The 23,494-nt window shown below is 70.1% G+C and carries 25 protein-coding genes and 1 tRNA gene; 16 read left to right on the top strand and 10 right to left on the bottom strand.

The window, feature by feature from the left end:
• Window positions 1–120 precede the first annotated feature (120 nt).
• Genes EL338_RS08265 through era form a run of 4 tightly spaced genes read left to right on the top strand, consistent with a single transcriptional unit; the run spans window position 121 to window position 3,947 of the window.
• Complete coding sequence (locus EL338_RS08265) at window positions 121–1,167, top strand: PhoH family protein (RefSeq protein WP_126333323.1); 1,047 nt, start codon at window positions 121–123, stop codon at window positions 1,165–1,167.
• A 7-nt stretch (window positions 1,168–1,174) separates the two neighbouring features.
• The gene (ybeY, locus tag EL338_RS08270; protein ID WP_126333324.1) at window positions 1,175–1,729 is read left to right on the top strand and encodes an rRNA maturation RNase YbeY; all 555 of its coding nucleotides are present in this window, start codon (window positions 1,175–1,177) and stop codon (window positions 1,727–1,729) included.
• Window positions 1,726–3,027: a hemolysin family protein gene (locus EL338_RS08275; RefSeq protein WP_126333325.1), complete on the top strand. Its 1,302-nt coding sequence runs from the start codon at window positions 1,726–1,728 to the stop codon at window positions 3,025–3,027. The genes ybeY and EL338_RS08275 overlap by 4 nt, the downstream gene beginning before the upstream one ends.
• Complete coding sequence (gene era / locus EL338_RS08280; protein WP_126333326.1) at window positions 3,024–3,947, top strand: GTPase Era; 924 nt, start codon at window positions 3,024–3,026, stop codon at window positions 3,945–3,947. Before EL338_RS08275 ends, era begins: the two co-directional genes overlap by 4 nt.
• 9 nt (window positions 3,948–3,956) lie before the next feature.
• On the opposite strand, the gene EL338_RS08285 is transcribed toward era, so the two are convergent.
• The 3 genes from EL338_RS08285 to EL338_RS08295 all read right to left on the bottom strand — a co-directional run bounded on the left by EL338_RS08285 (window position 3,957) and on the right by EL338_RS08295 (window position 6,548).
• The gene (locus tag EL338_RS08285; protein ID WP_126336743.1) at window positions 3,957–4,460 is read right to left on the bottom strand and encodes a CAP domain-containing protein; all 504 of its coding nucleotides are present in this window, start codon (window positions 4,458–4,460) and stop codon (window positions 3,957–3,959) included.
• A 100-nt stretch (window positions 4,461–4,560) separates the two neighbouring features.
• Window positions 4,561–5,109 carry a CAP domain-containing protein gene (locus EL338_RS08290; RefSeq protein ID WP_372940703.1) on the bottom strand — a complete coding sequence of 183 codons (549 nt, stop codon included), beginning with the start codon at window positions 5,107–5,109 and terminating at the stop codon, window positions 4,561–4,563.
• Between the two features lie 17 nt (window positions 5,110–5,126).
• Window positions 5,127–6,548, bottom strand: coding sequence for an amidase (locus EL338_RS08295; RefSeq protein WP_126333327.1), 1,422 nt, complete (start codon window positions 6,546–6,548; stop codon window positions 5,127–5,129).
• Window positions 6,549–6,644: 96 nt separating this feature from the next.
• Between EL338_RS08295 and recO the strand changes: the two genes are divergently transcribed.
• From recO to EL338_RS08310, 3 genes are read left to right on the top strand one after another with little or no spacing between them, the layout of a single operon-like run.
• Window positions 6,645–7,511, top strand: a complete 867-nt coding sequence (gene recO, locus EL338_RS08300) for a DNA repair protein RecO (protein WP_126333328.1) — start codon at window positions 6,645–6,647, stop codon at window positions 7,509–7,511.
• Window positions 7,447–8,340, top strand: coding sequence for a decaprenyl diphosphate synthase (locus EL338_RS08305; protein ID WP_126333329.1), 894 nt, complete (start codon window positions 7,447–7,449; stop codon window positions 8,338–8,340). The genes recO and EL338_RS08305 overlap by 65 nt, the downstream gene beginning before the upstream one ends.
• Window positions 8,340–8,816 carry a hypothetical protein gene (locus tag EL338_RS08310; RefSeq protein ID WP_126333330.1) on the top strand — a complete coding sequence of 159 codons (477 nt, stop codon included), beginning with the start codon at window positions 8,340–8,342 and terminating at the stop codon, window positions 8,814–8,816. The genes EL338_RS08305 and EL338_RS08310 overlap by 1 nt, the downstream gene beginning before the upstream one ends.
• Here the strand turns inward: EL338_RS08310 and EL338_RS08315 are convergent.
• Window positions 8,813–9,205 (bottom strand): Fur family transcriptional regulator, encoded by a 393-nt coding sequence (locus tag EL338_RS08315; RefSeq protein ID WP_126333331.1) that lies wholly within the window; start codon window positions 9,203–9,205, stop codon window positions 8,813–8,815. The genes EL338_RS08310 and EL338_RS08315 overlap by 4 nt on opposite strands.
• A complete protein-coding gene (locus EL338_RS08320; RefSeq protein WP_126333332.1) occupies window positions 9,202–9,552 on the bottom strand; it encodes an ArsR/SmtB family transcription factor in 351 nt (116 codons plus the stop codon). Before EL338_RS08320 ends, EL338_RS08315 begins: the two co-directional genes overlap by 4 nt.
• Before the next feature lie 134 nt (window positions 9,553–9,686).
• Here EL338_RS08320 and EL338_RS08325 point away from each other — a divergent pair, with 134 nt between their 5' ends.
• Entirely contained in the window at window positions 9,687–10,340 is a 654-nt protein-coding gene (locus EL338_RS08325) for an SIMPL domain-containing protein (RefSeq protein ID WP_126333333.1), read from the top strand.
• Between the two features lie 111 nt (window positions 10,341–10,451).
• Entirely contained in the window at window positions 10,452–11,837 is a 1,386-nt protein-coding gene (locus EL338_RS08330) for a glycine--tRNA ligase (protein ID WP_126333334.1), read from the top strand.
• 22 nt (window positions 11,838–11,859) lie between these two features.
• On the opposite strand, the gene EL338_RS08335 is transcribed toward EL338_RS08330, so the two are convergent.
• Together EL338_RS08335 and EL338_RS08340 are read right to left on the bottom strand one after the other, a co-directional pair.
• A complete protein-coding gene (locus EL338_RS08335) occupies window positions 11,860–12,702 on the bottom strand; it encodes a DUF1206 domain-containing protein (protein WP_126333335.1) in 843 nt (280 codons plus the stop codon).
• Window positions 12,703–12,767: 65 nt separating this feature from the next.
• Window positions 12,768–14,798 carry a TPM domain-containing protein gene (locus tag EL338_RS08340; protein WP_126333336.1) on the bottom strand — a complete coding sequence of 677 codons (2,031 nt, stop codon included), beginning with the start codon at window positions 14,796–14,798 and terminating at the stop codon, window positions 12,768–12,770.
• 70 nt (window positions 14,799–14,868) lie between these two features.
• On the opposite strand from EL338_RS08340, the gene EL338_RS08345 reads away from it, so the two are divergent.
• The 4 genes from EL338_RS08345 (at window position 14,869) to EL338_RS08360 (ending at window position 18,739) form a co-directional block, all read left to right on the top strand.
• Entirely contained in the window at window positions 14,869–16,173 is a 1,305-nt protein-coding gene (locus tag EL338_RS08345) for a deoxyguanosinetriphosphate triphosphohydrolase (RefSeq protein WP_126333337.1), read from the top strand.
• A gap of 119 nt (window positions 16,174–16,292) precedes the next feature.
• Complete coding sequence (gene dnaG, locus EL338_RS08350; protein ID WP_126333338.1) at window positions 16,293–18,191, top strand: DNA primase; 1,899 nt, start codon at window positions 16,293–16,295, stop codon at window positions 18,189–18,191.
• A gap of 54 nt (window positions 18,192–18,245) precedes the next feature.
• Window positions 18,246–18,500, top strand: coding sequence for a DUF7155 family protein (locus EL338_RS08355; RefSeq protein ID WP_126333339.1), 255 nt, complete (start codon window positions 18,246–18,248; stop codon window positions 18,498–18,500).
• A 2-nt stretch (window positions 18,501–18,502) separates the two neighbouring features.
• Window positions 18,503–18,739 carry a DUF7155 family protein gene (locus tag EL338_RS08360; RefSeq protein WP_126333340.1) on the top strand — a complete coding sequence of 79 codons (237 nt, stop codon included), beginning with the start codon at window positions 18,503–18,505 and terminating at the stop codon, window positions 18,737–18,739.
• Here EL338_RS08360 and EL338_RS08365 read toward each other — a convergent pair whose 3' ends face one another.
• Window positions 18,740–18,979, bottom strand: coding sequence for a hypothetical protein (locus tag EL338_RS08365; RefSeq protein ID WP_126333341.1), 240 nt, complete (start codon window positions 18,977–18,979; stop codon window positions 18,740–18,742). It lies immediately after the preceding gene.
• A 156-nt stretch (window positions 18,980–19,135) separates the two neighbouring features.
• Here EL338_RS08365 and EL338_RS08370 point away from each other — a divergent pair.
• Window positions 19,136–19,207 (top strand) — tRNA-Asn (locus tag EL338_RS08370).
• A 10-nt stretch (window positions 19,208–19,217) separates the two neighbouring features.
• Here the strand turns inward: EL338_RS08370 and EL338_RS08375 are convergent.
• Window positions 19,218–21,155 (bottom strand): acyl-CoA dehydrogenase family protein, encoded by a 1,938-nt coding sequence (locus EL338_RS08375; protein WP_126333342.1) that lies wholly within the window; start codon window positions 21,153–21,155, stop codon window positions 19,218–19,220.
• A 100-nt stretch (window positions 21,156–21,255) separates the two neighbouring features.
• On the opposite strand from EL338_RS08375, the gene EL338_RS08380 reads away from it, so the two are divergent.
• Together EL338_RS08380 and EL338_RS08385 are read left to right on the top strand one after the other, a co-directional pair.
• Window positions 21,256–21,960, top strand: coding sequence for a VIT1/CCC1 transporter family protein (locus tag EL338_RS08380; RefSeq protein ID WP_126333343.1), 705 nt, complete (start codon window positions 21,256–21,258; stop codon window positions 21,958–21,960).
• The gene (locus EL338_RS08385) at window positions 21,961–22,980 is read left to right on the top strand and encodes an esterase-like activity of phytase family protein (protein WP_126333344.1); all 1,020 of its coding nucleotides are present in this window, start codon (window positions 21,961–21,963) and stop codon (window positions 22,978–22,980) included.
• A gap of 30 nt (window positions 22,981–23,010) precedes the next feature.
• On the opposite strand, the gene EL338_RS08390 is transcribed toward EL338_RS08385, so the two are convergent.
• Complete coding sequence (locus tag EL338_RS08390; RefSeq protein WP_126333345.1) at window positions 23,011–23,460, bottom strand: MarR family winged helix-turn-helix transcriptional regulator; 450 nt, start codon at window positions 23,458–23,460, stop codon at window positions 23,011–23,013.
• Between the last annotated feature and the right edge of the window lie 34 nt (window positions 23,461–23,494).

The raw sequence follows: 23,494 nt of genomic DNA on the forward strand, positions 1-23,494 counted from the left end.
AACGCCCCTCAGGCTACGCGGCCCAACTGCGGTAATCATTGGGTTGCTCGGAATGACGGCGGTAGACTCGGGGCACCGAGCAAACCGCCCCGAAGTGAGAAAGCAGGCAGAAAAGCCCACGTGACGCCCCGCGATACCAACGCCGCCCCCGCTACGTCCGTCCCTGCGGGTTCCTCGGTGAAAAGCAGCATCAATGTGCCGCCCGACCTGGTTGTGGGCCTGCTGGGCTCTGCCGACGAGAATCTCCGGGTACTGGAACGCAGCCTCGACGCCGACCTGCACGTGCGCGGCAACGCCGTGACCCTGTCCGGGACCCCCGCCGACGTGGCGCTGGCCGAGCGGGTGCTCACCGAGTTGCTCGCCATCGTCGGCAGCGGCCAGACCCTGACCCCGGATGCCGTGCGGCACAGCGTGGCGATGGTCAACGGCGCCGAGGACGCCTCCCCGGCCGAGGTCCTCACGCTCGACATCCTGTCGCGGCGCGGTCGGACCATCCGCCCCAAGACGCTGAACCAGAAGCGCTACGTCGACGCGATCGACGCCCACACCATCGTGTTCGGCATCGGCCCGGCCGGCACCGGCAAGACCTATCTGGCGATGGCCAAGGCGGTGCACGCGCTGCAGACCAAACAGGTCAACCGGATCATCCTGACCCGGCCCGCGGTGGAGGCCGGGGAGCGGCTGGGGTTCCTGCCGGGCACCCTGAGCGAGAAGATCGACCCGTATCTGCGCCCGCTGTACGACGCGCTGCACGACATGATGGATCCCGAGGCGATCCCGAAGCTGATGAGCGCCGGGGTCATCGAGGTCGCGCCGCTGGCCTACATGCGCGGCCGGACCCTCAACGACGCGTTCATCATCCTCGACGAGGCGCAGAACACCACGCCCGAACAGATGAAGATGTTCCTGACCCGCCTCGGTTTCGGGGCCAAGATCGTGGTCACCGGTGACGTGACGCAGGTGGACCTGCCCGGTGGGGCCAGATCCGGGCTGCGCGCCGCGGTCGACATCCTCGACGGCATCGACGACATCCACGTCGCCGAACTCAGCAGCGCCGACGTGGTGCGGCACCGGCTGGTCTCGGAGATCGTCGACGCCTACGAGAAGGCCGGGGCCCGGGCGGGCGACGCCCTGGGCAACCGCGTGACCCGTCGCGCGCGAAGGTGAGCCGGCCGTGAGCATCGAGGTGTCCAACGAGTCCGGGCTTGATGTCTCCGAGGAGGAGCTCATCAGCGTGGCCCGCTTCGTCATCGACAAGATGAACGTCAACCCGGGCGCGGAGCTGTCGATGGTGTTGCTCGACACCGCCGCCATGGCCGATCTGCACATGCGTTGGATGGACCTGCCCGGTCCCACCGACGTGATGAGCTTCCCGATGGACGAGCTGGAACCGGGCGGTCGGCCCGACGCCAGCGAACCGGGACCGTCGATGCTCGGCGACATCGTGCTGTGCCCGCAGTTCGCCGCCGAGCAGGCCAAGGCCGCCGGCCACGACGTGGAGCACGAGTTGGCGCTGCTGACCGTGCACGGTGTGCTGCATCTGCTGGGCTACGACCACGCCGAGGCCGACGAGGAGAAGGAAATGTTCGCGTTGCAGCGTCAGCTGCTCGAGGACTGGTATCACGACCAGGCCCAGCTGTACCGCCGCAACCGGCAGGCCGAGCGCGACAGCAGCCTGCTGGGCAAGTCGGAGTACTTCATGACGCCGGCCGCCGACGATCAGCTGTGACCGAACTGGCGCCGTTACTGGGCGCGATCGCGCTGGTGGGGCTCGGGGGGTTGTTCGCCGCCATCGACGCCGCCATCAGCACCGTGTCGATGGCGCGCATCGAGGAGATGGTGCGCGACGAGCGGCCCGGCGCGGTCCGGCTGGCCCGGGTGGTCAGCGAGCGGCCGCGCTTCATCAACCTGGTGGTGCTGCTGCGTATCGCGTGCGAGACGGCGGCCACGGTGTTGGTGGTCGAGTACCTCCGGGACCTGATGAGCGTCGGGTGGGCGCTGCTGATCGCGGCCGCGGTCATGGTGGTGGTCAGCTTCGTGGTGATCGGGGTGGGTCCGCGCACCGTGGGCCGCCAGAACGCCTACTCGATCGCGTTGGCCTCGGCCGTTGCGCTGCAAGCGATCTCGGTGCTGCTGGCCCCGATCAGCCGGTTGCTGATCCTGCTCGGTAACGCCCTGACGCCGGGCCGCGGCTTCCGCAACGGGCCGTTCGCCTCCGAGATCGAGTTGCGGGAGGTCGTCGACCTGGCGCAGCAGAGCGGCGTGGTGGCCGACGACGAGCGCCGGATGATCCAGTCGGTGTTCGAACTCGGGGACACCCCGGCGCGCGAGGTGATGGTGCCGCGCACCGAGATGGTGTGGATCGAGTCCGACAAGAACGCCGGCCAGGCGACCTCGCTGGCGGTGCGCAGCGGGCACTCCCGGATCCCGGTGATCGGCGAGAACGTCGACGACGTCGTCGGCGTGGTTTATCTGAAAGACCTTGTCCAACAGACGTATCACTCGGTCAACGGCGGCAGCGACACCCAGATCGCCGATGTGCTGCGCCCGGCGGTGTTCGTCCCCGACTCCAAGCGGCTCGACGAGTTGCTGCGCGAGATGCAGCGTGACCGAAACCACATGGTGCTGCTGGTCGACGAGTACGGCGCCATCGCCGGGCTGGTGACCATCGAGGACGTGCTCGAGGAGATCGTCGGCGAGATCGCCGACGAGTACGACGCCGACGAGATCGCGCCCATCGAGGAACTGGGCGATCGCTGCTACCGGGTCTCCACCCGGCTGCCCATCGAGGACCTCGGCGAGTTGTACGACGACGTGGAGTTCGAGGACGACCTCGACGTGGACACCGTGGGCGGGTTGCTCGGGCTGGAACTGGGCCGGGTGCCGCTGCCCGGCGCCGAGGTGGTCTCGCACGGGCTGCGACTGCGCGCCGAGGGCGGCAACGACCATCGCGGCCGGGTGCGCATCGGTACGGTCCTGGTCCGGCCCGTCGACCCCGTGCCCGCGGCGGAGGAGGAGTCCCGGTGACGAATACAGAGGGCGAATTCCGTTCCGGTTTCGTCTGTTTGGTGGGCCGGCCCAACACCGGCAAGTCCACGCTGACCAATGCGCTGGTCGGCAGCAAGATCGCCATCACGTCGAACCGGCCGCAGACCACCCGGCACACCATCCGGGGAATCGTGCACCGGCCGGACTTCCAGATCGTCCTGGTGGACACCCCGGGGCTGCATCGCCCGCGCACGCTGCTCGGGCAGCGCCTCAACGATCTGGTGCGCGACACCTACAGCGAGGTCGACGCGATCGGGCTGTGCATCCCGGCCGACGAGGCGATCGGCCCGGGGGACCGCTGGATCTACCAGCAGATCCGCGAGGTGGCGCCGCGCACCACGCTGATCGTCATCGTCACCAAGATCGACAAGGTGCCCAAGGACCGGGTCGCGGCCCAATTGGTCGCTGTCGACCAGGAATTCGGCGAGCACGCGCGCGACATCGTGCCAGTCTCGGCGACCGCCGGCACCCAGGTCGACGCCCTGACCGACGTGCTGGTCAGCCACCTGCCGCCCGGGCCGGCGTTCTATCCCGACGGGGAGCTCACCGACGAGCCCGAGGAAGTCCTGATGGCCGAGCTGATCCGCGAGGCCGCACTCGAAGGGGTGCGCGACGAGCTGCCGCACTCGCTGGCGGTGGTCATCGACGAGGTCGAGGAGCGGCCCGACCGCCCGGAAGGCGATCCGCTGATCGACGTGCGCGCCCTGCTGTACGTGGAGCGCGACAGCCAGAAGGGCATCGTCATCGGCAAGGGCGGGGCCCGGCTGCGCGAGGTCGGCACCGCCGCGCGCACCCAGATCGAGCGGCTGTTGGGCACCAAGGTCTATCTGGACCTGCGGGTGAAGGTCGCCAAGAACTGGCAGCGCGACCCCAAACAGCTTGGCCGACTGGGCTTCTGAGCAGACCGACTACGGGTGATTCGGCGGGCGCTGACCGAACTGCCGCGGCGGCGCCGGAACCGGGTTCGCGCCGTCGCCGGTGCCGTAGACCGCGACCACCACGCTGCGGTCGGGGACCAGGTTCTCCGACCAGACGCCGATGTCGACGTTGGCGCAGTCGTGCATGATCGCGTGGTAGTCGGGCCGGTACCACCATTGGTTGAGGATCTCGACGCCGCTGATGGCCAGCGCCGGGTTGATCGCCACGGTCTCCGACACCGCGCCCTGGTAGCCGGCCTTGCGGGCGCGGTCGGCCACGGTCGAACCGTCCGAGCCGATGTCGCCGTCGAGTGCGCGGTTGTGCAGCACGTCGTTGGTGTGCCACTGGGCGGCCAGGCGCAGCTTCGGATTGATCTTGATCTTGGTGTCGCAGCCGGCGCGCTCGTGCATGGTGTAGACGTTGGCCACGACGCCGTCGTTGAGCCGACGGTTGTCGGCTCCGGCGACCGGTGCGGCCACCGAGGCGAAGGCCATCGCCGTCACCACACCGAACGCGGACCCTGCCGCGACACTGCGCATCCTCATGCGCAGGGAGATTACGCGAGTGCCCACCCGGACACAGCCGATTGGTCCCTCAGCCGAACTGCCGCGGCCCCACCGGGGCCGGGCCGGCGGCATCCCCGTGGCCGTACACGGCCACCAGCACGCTGCGGTCCAGGCTGTTCACCGACCACACCCCGATGTCGGTGTTGCCGCAGTCGGACATGGTCGCGTGGTAGTCGGGCCGGTAGAACCACTGGTTCATGATCTCGACGGCGTTGATGGCCAGCGCGGGGTTGATGGCGACGGTCTCGGCGACCTCGCCCTCGTAGCCGGCGGCGCGGGCCCGGTCGGCCACGGTCGAACCGTCCGAGCCGATGTCGCCGTCGAGCGCGCGGTTGTTCAGCACGTCGTTGGCGTGCCACTCGGCGGCCAGCCGCAGCTTCGGGTTCACCCGCACCATGGGTTCGATGTCGTAGTCGTCGGCGCAGCCGTTCTTCATCATCATGGTGTGCACGTTGGCGACGATGCTGTTGTTGAGGCGCTTGTTGTCGGCCGCGGCCGTCGGGGCCGCCAGCACTGTGACCGCGCTCAGAGCTGTGACCGCAAACATGATCGGGGCGGTGCGTGTGGTCCGTCTCATCTGGCCGATCTTAAAGGTCAGTCCGACTGCGTCCACCAGGCGGTCGGTTGGCGGGTGTGCCAACCGTTGACCGCCTCGAGCGCGGCGGCCAGCGAGATCAACAGCGGTTCGCTGTTGGCCGGTCCCATCAGCTGCACGCCGATCGGCAGACCGCCGTCGGCGAACCCGGCCGGAATATTGATCGACGGCCACCCCAGGACGTTCCACGGCCAGGTCGCCGGGCACGCGGCGATCATGGTGCGGTCGGTGCCGAGCCCCCCGAGGTCGTCGAACGCGTCGACGCGCAGCGGCGGCTGGGCGGTGGTCGGGGCGACGATCACGTCGACGGTGTCGAAGATCGCCCCGACGCGCCGCTGCGCCACGGCCTCGTGCCGGCGCGCCCGGCGCAGTACCTGTTCGGAGAGCACCCGGCCCATCCGCAGGTTGGCCCTGGTCCGCGGGTCCAGTTCGGCCGCGTCGCCCATCCGGTGCGCCCAGTCCAACAATCCCGAGGTCGAGCGGGACAGGAAACTCCACGACAGGCGCAGCCCGTAGTCCGGGTTGCCGGTCATCACGGTGTGCCCGAGTTCGCCGAGCTGATCGCCGACCCGCTCGAGCGCGGCGCGGATCTGCGGGTCCAGCTTGGCGCGAAATCCGGTGAACGGGAACCGGGTCGACAGCGCGACGCGCAGCGCGCCGGGGGCGGTGCCGACCGCCTCGAAGGCCGCGATCGGCGGCGGCTGATGCAGGTCCCCGGCCGCGTTGCCGGAGACCGCGTCGAGCACCAGTGCGGCGTCGGCGACGGTGTGGGCCAGCACGCCGTTGACGGTGATGCCGTTGAAGGACTCCGGCAGCGGCCAGGTGGAGATGCGGCCGCGCTGCGGTTTGATGCCGACCAGGTTGGTCCACGCGGCCGGGATGCGCACGCTGCCGGCGCCGTCGGAACCGATGGCGGCGGGCACCAGCCCGGCGGCCACCGCCGCGGCGCTGCCGCCGGAGGACCCGCCCGGAGTGTGGTTGGCGGACCACGGGTTTCGGGTGTGCCCGAACGCCGGTCCGCTGGTGAACGGCCACTGGCCGAACTCGCAGGTGTTGGTCTTGCCGACGATCACCGCGCCGGCCGCCCGCAGCCGGCGGACCACCTCGGAGTCCGCGGTCGCCGGCGGTACGGGCCCCGAGGTGCCGAAAGCCGTTGGCGCACCGGCCACATCGACGTCGTCCTTGACCGCGATGGGGATGCCCAGCAGCGGGGACCGGTCGCCGGCGGCGCGGCGCCGGTCGGCCTCGGCGGCCTCGGCCAGCGCCGAGGCCGCCAGCACCACCCGAAACGCGTTCAGCCGGGGCTGGCTGGCCTCGATGTCCCGCAGCGACTGCTGTACCAGGTCCACCGCGGTCGCGGCGCCGCTGGCCAATTGGAAGCGCTGATCGGAGACGGTGGGATAGCGGTGTGTGAGGCGCATTGTGTCTTCGACCCTACTGAGCGCGGGTGCGGTGCCCTCCCGGCGTGTCCGGCGCGCCAAGTGGATCTGGTCGTCGCGGCAAGGGACACTGGTCCGATGCGGCTTTATCGGGATCGGGCGGTTGTGCTGCGCCAGCACAAGCTCGGCGAGGCCGACCGCATCGTTTCGCTGCTCACCCGCGACAACGGGTTGGTGCGCGCGGTCGCCAAGGGGGTGCGACGCACCCGCAGCAAGTTCGGCTCCCGGCTCGAGCCGTTCGCGCACATCGACGTCCAGCTGCATCCCGGCCGCAACCTCGACATCGTCACGCAGGTGGTGTCCATCGACGCGTTCGCCTCCGACATCGTCAGCGACTACGGCCGCTACACCAGCGCGTGCGCCGTGCTCGAGACCGCCGAGCGGCTCGCCGGCGAGGAGCGGGCCGCGGTGCCGGCCCTGCATCGGCTGACCGTGGCGGCGCTGCGCGCCGTCGCCGACGGGAACCGGCCCCGGGAACTGGTGCTCGACGCCTACCTGCTGCGCGCGATGGGGATCTCCGGCTGGGCGCCGGCGTTGACCGAATGCGCCCGCTGCGCTGCCCCCGGCCCGCACCGGGCTTTTCACGTCGCCGCCGGTGGCAGCGTGTGCGTGCACTGCCGGCCGTCCGGGTCCAGCACCCCGCCGCAGGGTGTGCTGGATCTGATGGCGGCCCTGAACGACGGCGACTGGGCGCACGCCGAGGCGTCCCCGTCGAACTACCGCAGCCAGGCCAGCGGTCTGGTGGCCGCGCACCTGCAGTGGCATCTGGAGCGGCAGCTGCGGACATTGCCGCTGGTGGAGCGCGGTGAGCGGGGTGTGCCCGGCGGTCTTGGGACGGCCCTCGAACAGCGCCTCGCCGCGGTCAGGCAGGATGTGCCCCATGGCTTTGAAGAGGGAAGGAAAGCAGGCCCAGGCGGACTGCCCCCAGCTGCCGCCGGCGCCTGAGGACTACCCGACCTTTCCCGACACCTCGACATGGCCGGTGTTGTTCCCCGACCTGCCCGCGGCCCCCGACGGCGGGCCGCGCCGACCGCCGCAGCACACCTCCAAGGCCGCGGCGCCGCAGATCCCCGCCGACCAGCTGCCCAACCACGTGGCGCTGGTGATGGACGGCAACGGGCGCTGGGCCAAGCAGCGCGGCATGGCCCGCACCGAGGGGCACAAGATGGGCGAGGCCGTGCTCATCGACATCACCTGCGGGGCGATCGAACTCGGGATCAAGCACCTGTCGGTGTACGCGTTCTCCACCGAGAACTGGAAGCGCAGCACCGAGGAGGTGCGCTTCCTGATGGGCTTCAACCGCGAGGTGGTGCGGCGCCGCCGCGAGGCCCTGGACATCATGGGCGTCAACATGCGCTGGGTGGGATCGCGCCCGCGGATGTGGCGCAGCGTCATCAAGGAATTCGACATTGCCGAGGAGATGACCATCGGCAACGACACGATCATCGTCAACTACTGCGTCAACTACGGGGGACGCACCGAGATCGTGGAGGCCACCCGCGAGATCGCCCGGCAGGCCGCCGAGGGCAAGCTGAAACCGGACAAGATCGACGACGACACCATCGCGCAGCACCTGCACCGGCCCGACATCCCGGACGTGGACCTGTTCATCCGGACCTCGGGGGAGCAGCGGGCCAGCAACTTCATGCTGTGGCAGTCGGCGTATGCCGAGTACGTCTTCCAGGACAAGCTGTGGCCGGATTACGACCGCCGCGACCTGTGGGCGGCCTGCGAGGAGTACGTCTCGCGCAACCGGCGGTTCGGCAGGGCCTGATGTCCGAAGCCTCGCTGACCCAACGCTTGTCGTCCGCGCTCGCCGACGTCGCGAACGTCGTCGAGGAATCCGACGGCGCGCTGACCGTCAGCCAGGCCGGGGCGGTGGCCTCGCTGCGGGTGGTGACCATCGCCGAGGGTCTGGAGATGGTCTCGTTGACCCAGCCGCTGGCGTGGGATCTGCCGTTGAACGCCAAGCTGCGCGCGGCGGTCGCCGAGCACGCCGCCCACACCGTGCTGGGCACGGTCGCGCTGATCGAGAAGGCCCCCGAGCAATCCTCGGCGAAGCATGCGGGCACCCCGGCCAACGGCGACTCGGTGACCAGTGCGCGCCGGCGCACGCCGAGCAAGAAGGTCGCCGACGTGATGCTGCGCTACAACTTTCCGGGGGCCGGCCTGAGCGACGACGCGCTGCGCACCCTGATCCTCATGGTGTTGGCCGCCGGTTCCGACGTGCGCCGCGCCCTGCTGAACTAGCGGCAGGCCCGGCAGGTGCCAAAGATCTCGATGGTGTGGCTGACGTCGGAGTAGTCGTGCTGCACAGCCATTTCCGCGGCCCACGCCTCCACCTCGGGGCCGTCGACCTCCACCGTCGCGCCGCAGTGCCGGCAGACCAGGTGATGGTGGTGATGCGAGGAGCAGCGCCGGTACACCGATTCGCCGGTGTCGATGCGCAGGGTGTCGACCAGGTTGGCCGCCGACATCGACTGCAGGGTGCGGTAGACGGTGGTCAGCCCGATGTTCTCGCCGCGGCGTCGCAACTCGTCGTGCAGTTCCTGGGCGGTGCGGAATTCGTCGACGCTGTCGAGCAGTTCGGTGATGGCCGCGCGCTGCCGGGTCGCGCGGGTGGGCCGGGCCGCCGTCATGGGTGGTCCTCGGCGGCGTGGGCGACCGCGTCGACGACGATGTGGGCCAGGTGGTGATCGACCAGCCGGTAGAGCACCTCGCGCCCGGAGCGCTCACCGGCCACGACGCCGGCGGACTTGAGGATGCGCAGATGCTGGCTCACCAGCGGCTGCGGCACGCCGAGGGCGTCGACGAGTTCGTGCACGCAGCGGCGCGACTCGCGCAGTTGCAGCACGATCGCGATGCGCACCGGGGCGGCCAGCGCCCGCAGGATGTCGCCGGCGGCGTCCAGGGTTTCCCGCTCGGGCAGTTCCGGGAAGGGTTCGTCGGAGTGCGGATGGTGTAGTTCGTCGGTCGACGTCGACATGCTGGCCACCTCCCGAGTCTATTGGAAACGATTTTCAATACCAGGTTGCCACTGTTTCATGCAGTCTCACGCATGTCAAAGGCTTCGGTCGAACGCGCCCGTGCGTGTCGGTCGGTGCCGCTACCGTCGCTGCCATGAATCCTCTGGAGATCATCGTCCGCGGTCACGCCCGGCAGCGCTACCCGGCGGAACGCGCGAGCGTCGGGCTGTCCGCCACGTTGGAGGGCGGCGAGCGCGAGGACGTGTACCGCCGCGCCGTCGCCCTGGCCGAGCCGTTGGGCGAGGACCTGCGGCGGTGCCAGGACGCCGGGGCCGTGACGCGGTGGAGCAGCGACCAGTTGCGGGTGTACAGCTACCGGCCGTACTCGGAGACCAAGACCCGCCGGCTGCGCTACCGGGTGGCCATCAAGTTCGATGCCGAGTTCACCGATTTCGAGCAGCTCTCGGCGTTCCTGGATCGCTGGGCGGTCTCCGACGGCGTTGAGGTGGGCTACACCCGCTGGGACGTCACCGAGGACAACCGCCGACAGTACGAGGCGCAGCTGCGCCGCGACGCGGTCGGCGACGCCACCGCCAAGGCCCAGGCCTACGCCGACGCCGCCGGCCGCGGCAAGGTCGTCGCGGTGCAACTATCCGACCCGGACATGCTCGACACCGGCCACCGAGCGGGCCCGCGCGTGATGGCGATGGCCGCGCTCGCGGACTCCGCGGGGGCCCCGGAGCTCGATCTGCAGCCCGACGACATCGAGCTCTCGGTGTCGGTGGATGCGCGATTCCTGGCCGAGTAGGGAAGCCCGCTGAATCCGATTGCGGTGCTCCTCACCGCCTCGTGCCTCGGCGGTTTCGTCGCGCCGCTAGGCTAGCCGGGTTGCATCCCCCCAGACAGGAGAGCTTTTCCCGTGGCGTCCGTCATCGATTCCGTCGTCAACCTGGCCAAGCGGCGCGGCCTGGTCTATCCCTCCGGCGAGATCTACGGCGGCACCAAGTCCGCCTGGGACTACGGACCGCTGGGTGTGGAGCTCAAGGACAACATCAAGCGCCAGTGGTGGAAATCGGTCGTCACCAGCCGCGATGACGTCGTCGGCCTGGACTCCTCGATCATCCTGCCGCGCGAGGTGTGGGTCGCCTCCGGTCACGTCGACGTGTTCCACGACCCGCTGGTGGAGTGCCTGAACTGCCACAAGCGGCACCGGCAGGACCACATGCAGGAGGCCTACGCCGAGAAGAAAAAGCTCGACGATCCGGACTCGGTGCCGATGTCGGAGATCGCCTGCCCGGACTGCGGCACCAAGGGGCAGTGGACCGAGCCGCGCGAGTTCAACATGATGCTCAAGACCTACCTCGGCCCCATCGAGTCCGAGGAGGGCATGCACTACCTGCGGCCCGAGACCGCCCAGGGCATCTTCGTCAACTTCGCCAACGTGCTGACCACCGCCCGCAAGAAGCCGCCGTTCGGCATCGGCCAGATCGGCAAGAGCTTCCGCAACGAGATCACCCCGGGCAACTTCATCTTCCGCACCCGCGAGTTCGAGCAGATGGAGATGGAGTTCTTCGTCGAGCCGTCGACGGCCAAGCAGTGGCACCAGTACTGGATCGACACCCGGTTGCAGTGGTACGTCGACCTCGGCATCGAGCGCGACAACCTGCGCCTCTACGACCACCCCCGGGAGAAGCTGTCGCATTACTCCGACGGCACGGTCGACATCGAGTACAAGTTCGGTTTCCAGGGCAACCCGTGGGGTGAGCTGGAGGGCATCGCCAACCGCACCGACTTCGACCTGTCCACGCACTCAAAGCATTCCGGTGCCGAGCTCACGTTCTACGACCAGGCCAGCGACACCCGCTACACGCCGTACGTCATCGAACCCGCGGCGGGCCTGACCCGGTCGTTCATGGCGTTCCTGGTCGACTCCTACACCGAGGACGAGGCCCCCAACGCCAAGGGCGGGGTCGACAAGCGCACCGTGCTGCGGCTGGACCCGCGGCTGGCGCCGGTCAAGGCCGCGGTGCTGCCGCTGTCGCGGCACGCCGACCTGTCGCCGAAGGCCCGCGACCTGGCCGCCGAGTTGCGCCAGCTGTGGAACATCGAGTTCGACGACGCCGGCGCGATCGGTCGCCGCTACCGCCGCCAGGACGAGATCGGCACGCCGTTCTGCGTGACGCTGGACTTCGATTCGCTCGAGGATCAGGCGGTCACCATCCGCGAGCGCGACAGCATGTCGCAGGAGCGCGTCGCGCTGTCCGAGGTATCGAACTACCTGGCCGTGCGGCTCAAGGGCTGCTGACCGCTCGTCACATCCGGCCGTCTCACATCCGGCCGTAGCGGCTGCGGACAAAGCTGTAGGCGCCGAAGGCCGCGAGGCCCAGAGCCGCCGCGACCAACAGGACCTTCCCGAACGGGGCCGCGCCGACGATCTTGACCGCGGCGTCGAGGCCGGTGGCCTTCGACGGATCGGCCTGCAGGGTCGCCAGGATCACCAGCAGCCCGGCGCCGGCCAGCGCGAAGCCCTTGGCGACGTAGCCGGTGATGCCGACCGCGACGATCGCGGTGCCGCCGGAGACGCGCAGATCGTCGAGGAACTTCTCCGAGGCGCCCTTGTAGACGTGGTAGGCGCCGACGACCAGCACCCCGACCCCGATGCCGATGAGCAACGCCTTGCCCCACCCGGAGGCCATCAGCTGACCGGACAGGGTCGCGTTCTGCTGCGCGCTGGACTGGCCGCTGCCCATCGCGAACCTCGCCGCGGAGAACGCGATCGCGAAGTTGATCGCCGCCAGACCGAGGGCCTTGCCGCGCTTCCAGGCCGGCCGGTCGCCCCTGCGTCCGGAACTCTCACCGGGTTTGGCCCCCAGCACCGCCTCGGCGACCCGCCACAACCCCAGCGCCACCAGACCCGCGGCGGCCACCCACAGCAGCGCGGCGCCGCCGGTACTGCCGGCCAGCGTGGCCAGCGCTCCGGACTGATCGGCGTTGCCGCCGCCGCCGACGAATGCCAACCGGGCGATGATGTAGCCGACCAGCAGGTGCAGCACGCCGCTGACGGCGAAGCCCGCCCGCGCGGCGTACTGGAAGGCATCGCTGTCGGTGGCGCGGTCGGCGGCGCCGTGCAGCGAGTCCGGCACGCCGGCCGCAGAGGTGTGGGCAGCCATCGGGTCCTCCTGTGAAACGGATGGCCCTGGATACCCCCGATGTGACGGCGGTGAAACTCGGGTGGCTAGAAGCGGCCGCCGCCGCCGCGGTAGCTGCGGGTCGACGAGCGCGACGCACCGCCGTAGCTGGTCGGGCGCCCGGGCCGACCGCCGCCGCCCCAGCTGCCGCCGTAGCCGCCACCCCAGCTGCCGCCGAACCCGCCGCGCAGCACGTTGCCGATGATGATGCCGCCGATCACCGAGCCCAGATCGGAGCCGCCCCCGCGGCCGCCGTACTGCGAGCCGTAGGCCTGCCGGGCGTAGCTGACGTCGTTGTTGGCCAACTGCTGAGCCTGGGCGGCCAAGGCAGCCGCGCCGTTGGCGTGGGCGATGGCCTCGGCGACGTTGCTGGTCTTCTTGGCCTCGGCGGCCTCGAGTTGGCGGGTGGCCTCCGCGAGCCGGGTGCGGGCCTCCGGGCCGATGCTGCCGCGGCGGGTGTCGACGAAGTCCGACACCGAGCGCACCCGCGACTGCGCGGTGAACAGCGCCTGCTCGAGCAGCTTGGCCTGCTTCTGGGCCTCCTGCTGCTTCTCGGCGATGACCGCCAGGATGGCGTCGAGTTCGGCGTCGGCCTTGTTCAGCCGGGTGTAGGTGCCCAACGGATCCTTGGCACCGTTGGTCTTCGCGTCCTCGACGGCCTGCACCGCGGCGTCGCGCAGCTTGGCCAGCTCGTCGGCCTTCGGCGTGGTGGGTTGGCGCAAATGTGTTGTCGCGGCGTCGATCCCCGCCTGGATGTCCTCGATCTCGGCCGGCAGATCGTTGATCGCGCGGCTGATGTCGCCGGCGGCGGTGTCCACCGCGTCCAGCAGTGTCTTGGCCTGGCCCAGCGCGTTCTCCGCGCCGCGGATCGCATCGATCAGCGGGTTCTGGTCGGGGGCCGGCCGGCTCAGCAGCGAGCGGCCCTCGCTGATGGTGCGCTCGGCGTAGGTCAGCCGCTCGCGGGCGGTGTCGACGTTGTCGCCGACCGACTCGAGCGCGGTGGGGGAGAACTGCTCGCGCAGCCCGGCCATCCGCTGGGTGGCCGGCTCCACCCGCGCGGTGAGCGCCACCATCTGCTGGGTCAGCGCGTCCAGCCGCGACGGCGCGTTGATCAGCAGGTCGCGCAGCTGCTGGAAGGCGTTGCTCTGCTCCTCGAGGCCCCGGTCGGCCTTGGCGGCCGACACGATCACCCGGGTCAGCAGTTCGCGGCGCTGCAGCGGGGTCTCCGGAATGGCGTCATCGAGGATCTGCCGGGTGGTGAAGGCCTGCTGGAGCGCGGCTTTCGCGTCATCGACGGCCTTGCGGAACGGCTCGGTCTTGGCCGGGCCGAACTCCTCGATCGCCAGCTCCAGCTCGCCCTCGCTGGTGCGGACCGCGTTGTCGACGTCGACGACGATGGTCTGGCTCAGCTCGTCGAGGGCCTCGAGCGGCACCTTGGCCAGCGCGGCCGGATCGGTCGGATCGACCCGCTTGGCGGCCTCGACCTCCGCGGCGTGCCGCCGCGCGCGGCGCCGGCGCGACCAGACCCACAGCCCGAGCACCAGCAGACCGATGACGGCCAGCACGGCCAGGACCGGGGCCAGGGACACCTGCCCGCCGCTCGACGGAGCGGCGTTGGCGTTGAGCCCGTCGGCCGCGGCGATCGCCGCGCCGGCCCAGTCGTCGTTGCGCAGCGCCGGTTCGATGTCGTAGCGGCGGATGTCGTCGGTACGCGTCGAGCTGCCGCCGCTGACCGTCGAGGGCACCTGGAAGGCCATCGAGCGGTCCACGGTCGCCACGGCCAGCAGGGCGTCGTCGTCGCCGAAGTCGCTGGCCCGCATGGTGTTCTGCGCCCACGTCATCCAGCCCAGGCCGTCGAACGACTCGACGTAGACCACCCACAGCTTGATGCGGCGATCGTCGTAGAGCCGGTCGACGGCGCGTTCGACCTGGGTCAGTTCGCTGCTGGTGAGCGCCCCGACGCGGTCGGTCACCTGGGCGGGCAGCCGGAACGGCGGTTCGGCGGTGACCGTCGGCGCGGTCACCAGGGCCGCGAGCAGGACCACGAGCAGCACGTGCAGTGAGCGGGCTAGGCGCATGATGCCAATCTAGACGGGCGCGCGCGGGCGTCGGCGCTATTGCATCCCGGTGCTGGCAGACTGTGCCTCGGTGAGCACTAGTCAGCAGGACCCCTACAGCGCGCACGATCGCGAGCGCCTGGTCGTCGAAGGCCCGAAGTCCGCTGCCCTGCCCGGCAACACCGCCGAGCATCGCAGCGACTTCTCCCGCGACCGGGCCCGCGTGCTGCACTGCGCCGCCCTGCGCCGGCTGGCCGACAAGACCCAGGTGGTGGGCCCGCGGGAGAGCGAGACACCGCGCACCCGGCTCACCCACTCGCTGGAGGTCGCCCAGATCGGCCGCGGCATGGCGATCGGCCTGGGCTGCGACCCGGACCTGGTGGACCTGGCCGGTTTGGCCCACGACATCGGCCATCCGCCGTACGGCCACAACGGCGAGCGCGCCCTCAACGAGATCATCACCAAGGCGGGTGGTTTCGAGGGCAACGCGCAGAACTTCCGGATCCTGACCCGACTGGAGCCGAAAGTACTTGACGGTCAGGGCGGTTCGGCCGGCCTGAACCTGACCCGCGCCGCGCTGGACGCGGTCACCAAGTACCCGTGGGCGCGCGGGGAGAACCGCCGCAAGTTCGGCTTCTACGTGGGCTTCCCCGACGACGACGCGACGGCCGCGGAATGGGCCCGCGAGGGCGCGCCGGGGGAGCGGACCTGCCTCGAGGCGCAGGTGATGGACTGGTCCGACGATGTCGCGTACTCGGTGCACGACGTCGAGGACGGGGTGATCTCCGGGCGCATCGACCTGCGGGTGCTCGCCGACGACGACGCCGCCTCGGCGCTGGCCGCCCTGGGGCGCGAGTCCTTCGGCGCCGAGCCCGACGACCTGCGGGCGGCCGCGCAGCGGCTGTCCGAACTGCCGGTCGTCGAGGCCGTCGGCAAGTACGACGGCACGGTGGGCGCCTCGGTGGCGCTCAAGCGGCTCACCAGCGAGCTGGTCGGCCGGTTCGCCAACGCGGCCATCACGGGTACCCGCGAATCCGCCGGGCCCGGGCCGCTGGTGCGCTTCGCCGCGGAGCTGACCGTGCCGCCGACGGTGGCCGCCGAGGTCGCGGTGCTCAAAATCCTGGCGCTGCAGTTCATCATGTCCGACCCCGAGCACCTGCTGATGCAGGCCGAGCAGCGCGAGCAGATCAAGGCCGTCGCCGAGTTCCTCTACGCCGACGCGCCGGCCACCCTGGACCCGCTGTTCGTGCCGTACTTCTTGGCCGCCGAGGACGACGCCGGCCGGCTGCGGGTGGTCATCGACCAGATCGCGTCGTTCACCGAGAGCCGCCTCGAGCGGTTGTTCCCGGCCGCGAGCAAGCTCATCCCGGGCCAGCTCGCCGTCGACTTCCCCTGACCGCTTTCCAGCCTGCGCGAAGGTGCGCGTCCCCGGCCGACACGCCGCCAAAATCTCGTAGTCTGCGCCCGCTCGCCAGTGGGATGAGGGCGTCGCGGGCCTCGGCCTAGACTGTCCGCGTGGCCGGGCGTATTGCAGATCGCGACATCGCGGCCATTCGTGAGCGCATCCGCATCGAGGACGTCGTCGGCGACTACGTGCAGCTTCGCCGCGCCGGGGCCGACTCCATGAAGGGCCTGTGCCCGTTCCACGACGAGAAGTCCCCGTCGTTCCACGTCCGCCCCAACCACGGCCACTTCCACTGCTTCGGCTGCGGCGAGGGCGGCGACGTGTATGCCTTCCTACAGAAGATCGAACACGTCAGCTTCGTCGAGTCCGTCGAACTGCTCGCCGACCGCATCGGCTACACCATCACCTACACCGGCGCGTCGGCCACCAACGTGCAGCGCGACCGTGGCAGCCGCAGCCGGCTGATCGCCGCCAACGCCGCGGCCGCGGAGTTCTACGCCGCCGCACTGGATTCCCCGGAGGCCGCACCCGCGCGGGCCTACCTCACCGAACGCAACTTCGACGCCGCCACCGCCAAGCACTTCGGCTGCGGGTTCGCCCCCTCGGGCTGGGAAACGCTGACCAAGCACCTGCTGCGCAAGGGATTCGAGTTCAAGGAACTCGAGGCCGCGGGGCTGTCGCGGGAGGGCAAGCGCGGCCCCATGGACCGGTTCCACCGGCGGCTGCTGTGGCCGATCCGCGGCACCAGCGGCGAGGTGATCGGCTTCGGCGCCCGGCGCATCTTCGACGACGACCCGATGACGGCCAAGTACGTCAACACCCCGGAGACGCTGCTGTACAAGAAGTCTCACGTGCTGTTCGGCATCGACCTGGCCAAGCGCGACATCGCCAGGGGGCACCAGGCCGTCGTCGTCGAGGGGTACACCGACGTGATGGCGATGCACCTGGCCGGGGTCACCACCGCCGTCGCCTCCTGCGGCACCGCGTTCGGCGACGACCACCTGGCGATGCTGCGCCGGCTGATGATGGACGACAAGTTCTTCCGCGGTGAGCTGATCTACGTGTTCGACGGCGACGCGGCCGGCCGGGCCGCCGCGCTCAAGGCGTTCGAGGGCGAGCAGAACCTGGCCGGACAGTCCTACGTGGCGGTGGCCGCCGACGGGATGGACCCGTGTGATCTGCGGCTGAAGTCCGGTGACGCCGCGCTGCGGGATCTGGTGGCCCGCCGAACACCGTTGTTCGAGTTCGCGATTCGCACCGCGCTGGCCGAGTTCGACCTGGACAGCGCCGAGGGCCGGGTGACGGCGCTGCGCCGCTGCGTGCCCATGGTCGCGCAGATCAAGGACCCGACGCTGCGCGACGAGTACGCCCGCCAGCTCAGCGGCTGGGTCGGCTGGGACGACGTCGCCCAGGTGATCGGCCGGGTCCGCGAGACCGCCAAGGGCGGCCGCCGCAGCAACGGCCGGGACACCCGGCGCGCGGTCGCCGGCCCGTCGGCCCCGCAGGTGCCGCGCCCCGACCCGCGCGACCCGACGCTGTGGCCGCAGCGCGAGGCCCTCAAGGCGGCCCTGCAGTATCCGGCGCTGGCCGGCCCGATCTTCGACACGCTGAGCGTCGAGAGCTTCACCCACCCCGGTTACGCCGCGGTGCGGGCGGCGATCGAGGCCGCCGGCGGCACCGCCGGCGGGGTCAGCGGCGGGCAGTGGATCGACCAGGTGCGCCAACAGGCCGCCACCCCGGCCGCCGCCGCGCTGGTCAACGAGCTCAGTGTGGAGGCCAGCCGGGTCGACGACGACGAGGTCCTGCCGCGCTACATCTCCGGGGTGCTGGCCCGCTTGCAGGAGGTCTCCATCGGCCGGCAGATCGCCGAGCTGAAGTCCAAGCTGCAGCGCATGTCGCCGGTGGAGCAGGGCGACGAGTACCACGCGCTGTTCGGTGACCTCGTCGCGATGGAGGCCTACCGGCGCAGCCTGCTCGAACAGGCCTCCGGCGACGACCTCACTGCGTGAGGGGCGCGCAGCGGTTACGCTGGGGCCTGCTGTTGGCAGATCGAAGGGTATGGGATGGCACGCACGAGGTTGCTGGTCGCCGGGTTCGCGATCGCGGGTGCCGCCGTCGCGGCGCCGATGCTGAGCACGCCCGCCGAGGTGACCGAGGCCGCGCCGGCCTGCCTGGCCTGGATCGGCAGCATGAACGACGGCAAGTGCATCTCCTGGTCGATGGGCAGCGCGGTCGACTCCTCGCTCAACGGCATCCCGATCACCGTCAACGGCCCCATCCCCGACGGCGGGGGCAACAGCGTCGGGCCGAGGTACTGACCGTGCTGGTGCGACGTCTCGCGGCGGCCGGCGCCCTGGCGCTGTTCGCCACCTGTGCCGGCGGCGTCGCGGTGGCCCACGCCCAGCCGGGCAACTGCGTGTCGTGGCTCGGTGCGCGCGACACCGGGCAGTGCATCAGCGAGTCGAACGGCGGACTGCCTCAGGTCGGGTTCAACGGCTGGGGCGTCGAGACCGGGCCACTGCTGCCGGGCCGCTCGATCGACATCCCGCTCGGCTGATCAGGCGCGCGGATCCGGCTCGATCACCGTGGTCTGACTGTCGATCTCGGTCAGCTTCACCATCGACGGGTCGGGGGAGACCCGTTCGGCGATCTTGCGTCGTCCTGCATCGATCATCGACTTGGTGGCCGGATGCGCGGTGACGGCCCGATAGGTCCCGACGATCTGGTCGTAGCGTTTCCGGCCGGCCTTGGCGCCCAGCACATAGCCGACTCCGAGGACGGTCAGAACACCTAACAAAGCGGGCCTCCAAGAACGCGATGGGCGGACCTCCCCATCCTGCCTCATGATCGCCGGACGCGCCGACGGGTGCCCGCGCCCGGGCCCCGACGACCCGCGTCACCAGCACGATTCTTGCCCTCGGTAATCTGTGCGCTAGAGTCTTGCTTCGGTCAATCCCCTGTAGCTCAATGGCAGAGCACCCGACTGTTAATCGGGCGGTTGATGGTTCGAATCCATCCGGGGGAGCTTCTCTTCTCTAAGCTCCGTCCGCCACCTGTTCGGCGAGCTTCTCCGGATGCAGCATCTCCGCGTACCGGCACTGTTCCGGAATCCCGAACCCGTCGACCAGAAGTTCGGCGTGCGGGCGCAGCCGACGGCACCGGTCGTTGATGCCGCGGGTGACGGCCTTGGCGCGTTCGGTGGACAGGTAGCGGTGCTCGATCCACCAGGCCTTGTCCTTGTCGATCACGCTGAGCGCGTACAGGTCACACACCATGCCGAGGATCTCGCGGGCCTCGTCGTCCTCACACGCGTCGATGCCGGCGACGAACGCCTCGAGGATCACCCGGTCGATGTGCGCCTGCGCGGCGTGCAGCACGTGGTCCTGCACGGCGTTGAACGCGTCGAACGCCGACATCTCCTTGGCCTTGCCCTGCAGGCGACGGGCCACCGAGGCCAGCATGTACTCCTCGCGGTCTTCGAACATCTGGACCTGGGTGCCGCGGTTGAACAGGCTGCCCTCCTCCTCGTTGTCCTGCCGGGTGTCGAGGATGGTCTGGATGATGGTCTCCGCCGCGGTGCGCTTGAGCACGCGCTCGCCGGCGAAGTTGGCGGCGAAGCGCACCCACTCCACCGGGCTCATGCCCTTGATGTCGTCGGCGTAGGCGGTCAGCAACTGCTTGGCCACCAGCTGGGTCAGCACGTGGTTGTCGCCCTCGAAGGTGGTGAAGACGTCGGTGTCGGCCTTCAGGGCGATCAACCGGTTCTCCGCCATGTAGCCGGCGCCGCCGCACGCCTCGCGGGCCTCCTGGATGGCGCGGGTGGCGTGCCAGGTGTTGGCGGCCTTCAACCCGGCCGCGCGCGACTCGAGCTCCCGCTGCTCCTCGGGGTCCGGATCGTCGGCGGTCTGCAGCTCGTGGCACTTGGCCACCAGTTCGTTCTGGGCGAACTGCAGCGCGTAGGACTCGGCGATCAGCGGCAGCAGCCGGCGTTGGTGCACCAGGTAGTCCATGATGACCACCTCTTCGCCGGTGTCCGGGTCGTCGAACTGCTTGCGTTGCAGGCCATACCGGGTGGCGATGTCGAGGGCGACCCGCGCGGCGGCGGCCGCGCTGCCCCCGACGGTGACCCGACCGCGGATCAGCGTGCCCAGCATGGTGAAGAAGCGTCGGCCGGTGCTCTCGATCGGCGAGCTGTAGGTGCCGTCGGGGGAGACGTCGGCGTACTTGTTGAGCAGGTTCTCCCGCGGCACCCGCACCTGGTCGAACACGATTCGGCCGTTGTCCACCCCGGGCAGTCCGCCCTTGTAGTGGCAGTCCGAGGTGGTGATGCCCGGCAGGTCGTTGCCGTCCTCGTCGCGGATGGGCACGACAAGGCAGTGCACGCCGTGGCCCTCGCCGTCGGGGGTGATCAGCTGCGCGAAAACCGCGGCGACGCGGGCGGTTTCGGCGGCGCCGCCGATGTAGTCCTTGCGCGCGGTCGGGGTGGGCGAATGGATGACGAACTCTTCGGTCGCCGGGTCGTAGGTGGCGGTGGTCTCCAGCGACTGCACGTCGGAGCCGTGGCCGGTCTCGGTCATCGCGAAGCAGCCGAGCAGGTCCAGGTCGATGAGGTCCTTGACGTAGGCCTCGTGATGGCGTTCGGTGCCCAGATTCTCGATGGCGCCACCGAACAGCCCCCACTGCACCCCGGCCTTGACCATCAGCGACAGGTCGCTCATGGCCAGCATCTCGATCTGCGTGACGGCCGCGCCGACGTCGCCGTTGCCGCCGTGCTCCTTCTTGAAGCCGTCTTCGGCGGCCCCGGCGGTCGCCATGATCTTGAGTTGCTCGGCGACCTTGGTCCGCGCGATCACCGTGTTCGGCGTGTAGTGCGGCCGGAAGACGTCCCTGGACAGTTCCGCGCGCATTCTGTTCTTCACGTCGCGCCACCGGCCGTCGAGGGTGTTCTGCAAATGCTCCGCGGTTGTCGTCATAATTCGACCGTAGCCCTTGAAGGTGGACGGCAAACGTCTCTCCGCCAACCCAGGCAAGCCTGAGTTGAGGGCGGTTTCGCGGCTGGCGTTGAATCAGGGCATGCCGAGGCGTTTGCCGCATGATTTCGATCACGAGCATCCCGATGTGACCGGGGGCTGGCTGCGAGCCGCGACGTTCGGGGCGATGGACGGACTGGTCAGCAACACCGCGCTGATCGCGGGCGTGGCCGCCGGCGCCGATTCCAGCGCGGTGGTCCTCGCCGGGGTGGCGGGTCTGCTGGCCGGGGCGTTCTCCATGGCGCTGGGCGAATTCACCTCGGTGACCACCGCCAACGAGCAGATCGACGCGGAGGTGCGCGTCGAGAAGCGGGCGTTCAAGCTGTTCCCGGAGGCCGAGCAGCGCGAGATGACGGTGGCCTTCCAGGAGATGGGGCTCTCGGCGGACACCGCGCAGCGCGCCGCCGCCGAACTGCATCGCGACAAGCGTCAGGCGCTGCGCGTGCACCTGGTCACCGAACTCGGCGTCGACCCCACCGAGAAACCCTCGCCGCGGCTGGCCGCGGTGTCGTCGTTCCTGATGTTCTGCATCGGCGCGATCATCCCGCTGATCCCGTACCTGCTCGGCTACGCATCGCTGACCGCCGGACTGATCTGCGGCGGCGTCGGACTGATCATCGCCGGGGCGACGGCCGCGCACTTCACCAAGCAGCCGCTGTGGTTCGGCGGGGCGCGCCAGTTGGTGTTCGGGGCGATAGCCATCGGCGCGACCTACGTCGTCGGGCTGCTCGTGGGTCAGGTCGTCTGAGTGCTGCGCGTCGTGGCGCTGGTTGCCGCGGTGGCGCTGGCCTGCGCCCCGGCCGCCGGCGCGGAACTGCGCTACCTGGACCAGGTGACGATCCCGCACGGGGAGGTGTTCGACGGCACCGTCGTCGGCGGGCTCTCGGCGATCAGCTACCACCCCGGCGAGGACCGCTACTACGTCCTCAGCGACGACAAGGCCGAACACGGGCCGGTGCGGTTCTACACCGTGGCTCTACCCCTGGTGGACAACAAGTTCGGCGACGTGGGCTTCACCGGCATGCACCCGCTGGCCGGGGCCGGTGCCGCCGACGCCGAGGGACTGGCGGTCGACGCGGCGCGGGGCCGGTTGTACTGGTCGACCGAGGGTGGGCGGCCCAGCGGCGACGGTGCGCCCGTGCTGCAGCCGTGGCTCCGCATCGCCGGGCTCGACGGCAGCGCGGCCGGCGAGTTCGCGCTGCCGCCCAATTTCGTGGTGTCGCCGGACGCCGACCGGGGGATCCGGGCGAACAACGGGCTCGAGGGGTTGGCGCTGAGCCCCAGCGGCGAGTCGCTGTTCGCTGGCCTGGAGGAACCGCTCTACCAGGACCCGTCCGCGCTGACCCGCATCACCGTGTTCGACGTCGAGGCCCGAAAACCCGTCGCGCAGTACGCCTATCGGCTGGAGCCCGCGCCGGCCGGGCGGTCCAACGGGCTCTCGGGCCTGGTGGCGCTGTCGCAGACCTCGCTGCTGACCATCGAGCGCGCCGGTGGGCCGGGACCGACGATCCGGCTGTTCCGAGCCGAGATCGGCGCGGCGACCGACACCCTGGACGCCGAGGTGCTGCCCGCGGACGTCGTGCCGATGACCAAGACCCTGGTGGCCGACCTGAGCGCGGCCGGCGGGCCGGTGCCGCTGGACAACATCGAGGGCATCACGCTGGGCCCGGACAATTCGGTGGTCCTGGTCAGCGACGACAACTTCAATCCCGCCCAGGTGACGCAATTCCTGCTGTTGTCCGGTCTGCGCCGAGAAGAAGCCAAGTGACACCCCGTCCTGGGGAAACGTGTACGGCAGCTACTTCTCGGCAGCAGACCCGGCAGCCCCGGCCTCCAGCAGCCGGCGGAACACCCCGACGGCGGACTCCAGCACCTCCCGGTCGGCCTCGTCGAGGTCCGCGAGCAGGGGATCGACGACCGCGGCCCGGTCGGCGCGCACCTGCTGCAACGTGCGCACGCCCTTGTCGGTGATGCGGATCAACACCGCCCGGGCATCGGTGGGGTCCGGGGTGCGGGTGGCCAGCCCGGCCTGCTCGAGGCGGCGGACCTGGGTGGTCATCGTCGGCTGCGAGCAGTTGTCGCGGTGGGCGAGGTCCGAGATGCGCGCCTCGCCGGATTCCTCGATCATGGACAGCAGCCGGGCCTGGGCCCACGGCAGCGGCGGTCGGCTGCGCTGGGTGGCCATGCGGTTGAATCGGGCCACGACGGCCAGCAGTTCCACCCCGAGCTCGCTGCTTGACGGCGACATCCCCCCACGTTAGATAGCTTTGCTATGTAAATCA

Origin of the sequence: Mycolicibacterium chitae, from assembly GCF_900637205.1 — a bacterium.
GTDB classification, from domain to species: Bacteria; Actinomycetota; Actinomycetes; order Mycobacteriales; family Mycobacteriaceae; genus Mycobacterium; species Mycobacterium chitae.

Bases quoted from the DNA above. Each gene is read 5' to 3' on its own strand.
- EL338_RS08285 (WP_126336743.1), bottom strand. From the start codon at position 4,460: ATGGCCTTCGCCTCGGTGGCCGCACCGGTCGCCGGAGCCGACAACCGT.
- EL338_RS08290 (WP_372940703.1), bottom strand. From the start codon at position 5,109: ATGAGACGGACCACACGCACCGCCCCGATCATGTTTGCGGTCACAGCT.
- EL338_RS08295 (WP_126333327.1), bottom strand. From the start codon at position 6,548: ATGCGCCTCACACACCGCTATCCCACCGTCTCCGATCAGCGCTTCCAA.
- recO (WP_126333328.1), top strand. From the start codon at position 6,645: ATGCGGCTTTATCGGGATCGGGCGGTTGTGCTGCGCCAGCACAAGCTC.
- EL338_RS08305 (WP_126333329.1), top strand. From the start codon at position 7,447: ATGGCTTTGAAGAGGGAAGGAAAGCAGGCCCAGGCGGACTGCCCCCAG.
- EL338_RS08310 (WP_126333330.1), top strand. From the start codon at position 8,340: ATGTCCGAAGCCTCGCTGACCCAACGCTTGTCGTCCGCGCTCGCCGAC.
- EL338_RS08315 (WP_126333331.1), bottom strand. From the start codon at position 9,205: ATGACGGCGGCCCGGCCCACCCGCGCGACCCGGCAGCGCGCGGCCATC.
- EL338_RS08320 (WP_126333332.1), bottom strand. From the start codon at position 9,552: ATGTCGACGTCGACCGACGAACTACACCATCCGCACTCCGACGAACCC.
- EL338_RS08325 (WP_126333333.1), top strand. From the start codon at position 9,687: ATGAATCCTCTGGAGATCATCGTCCGCGGTCACGCCCGGCAGCGCTAC.
- EL338_RS08335 (WP_126333335.1), bottom strand. From the start codon at position 12,702: ATGGCTGCCCACACCTCTGCGGCCGGCGTGCCGGACTCGCTGCACGGC.
- EL338_RS08340 (WP_126333336.1), bottom strand. From the start codon at position 14,798: ATGCGCCTAGCCCGCTCACTGCACGTGCTGCTCGTGGTCCTGCTCGCG.
- EL338_RS08355 (WP_126333339.1), top strand. From the start codon at position 18,246: ATGGCACGCACGAGGTTGCTGGTCGCCGGGTTCGCGATCGCGGGTGCC.
- EL338_RS08375 (WP_126333342.1), bottom strand. From the start codon at position 21,155: ATGACGACAACCGCGGAGCATTTGCAGAACACCCTCGACGGCCGGTGG.
- EL338_RS08380 (WP_126333343.1), top strand. From the start codon at position 21,256: ATGCCGAGGCGTTTGCCGCATGATTTCGATCACGAGCATCCCGATGTG.
- EL338_RS08390 (WP_126333345.1), bottom strand. From the start codon at position 23,460: ATGTCGCCGTCAAGCAGCGAGCTCGGGGTGGAACTGCTGGCCGTCGTG.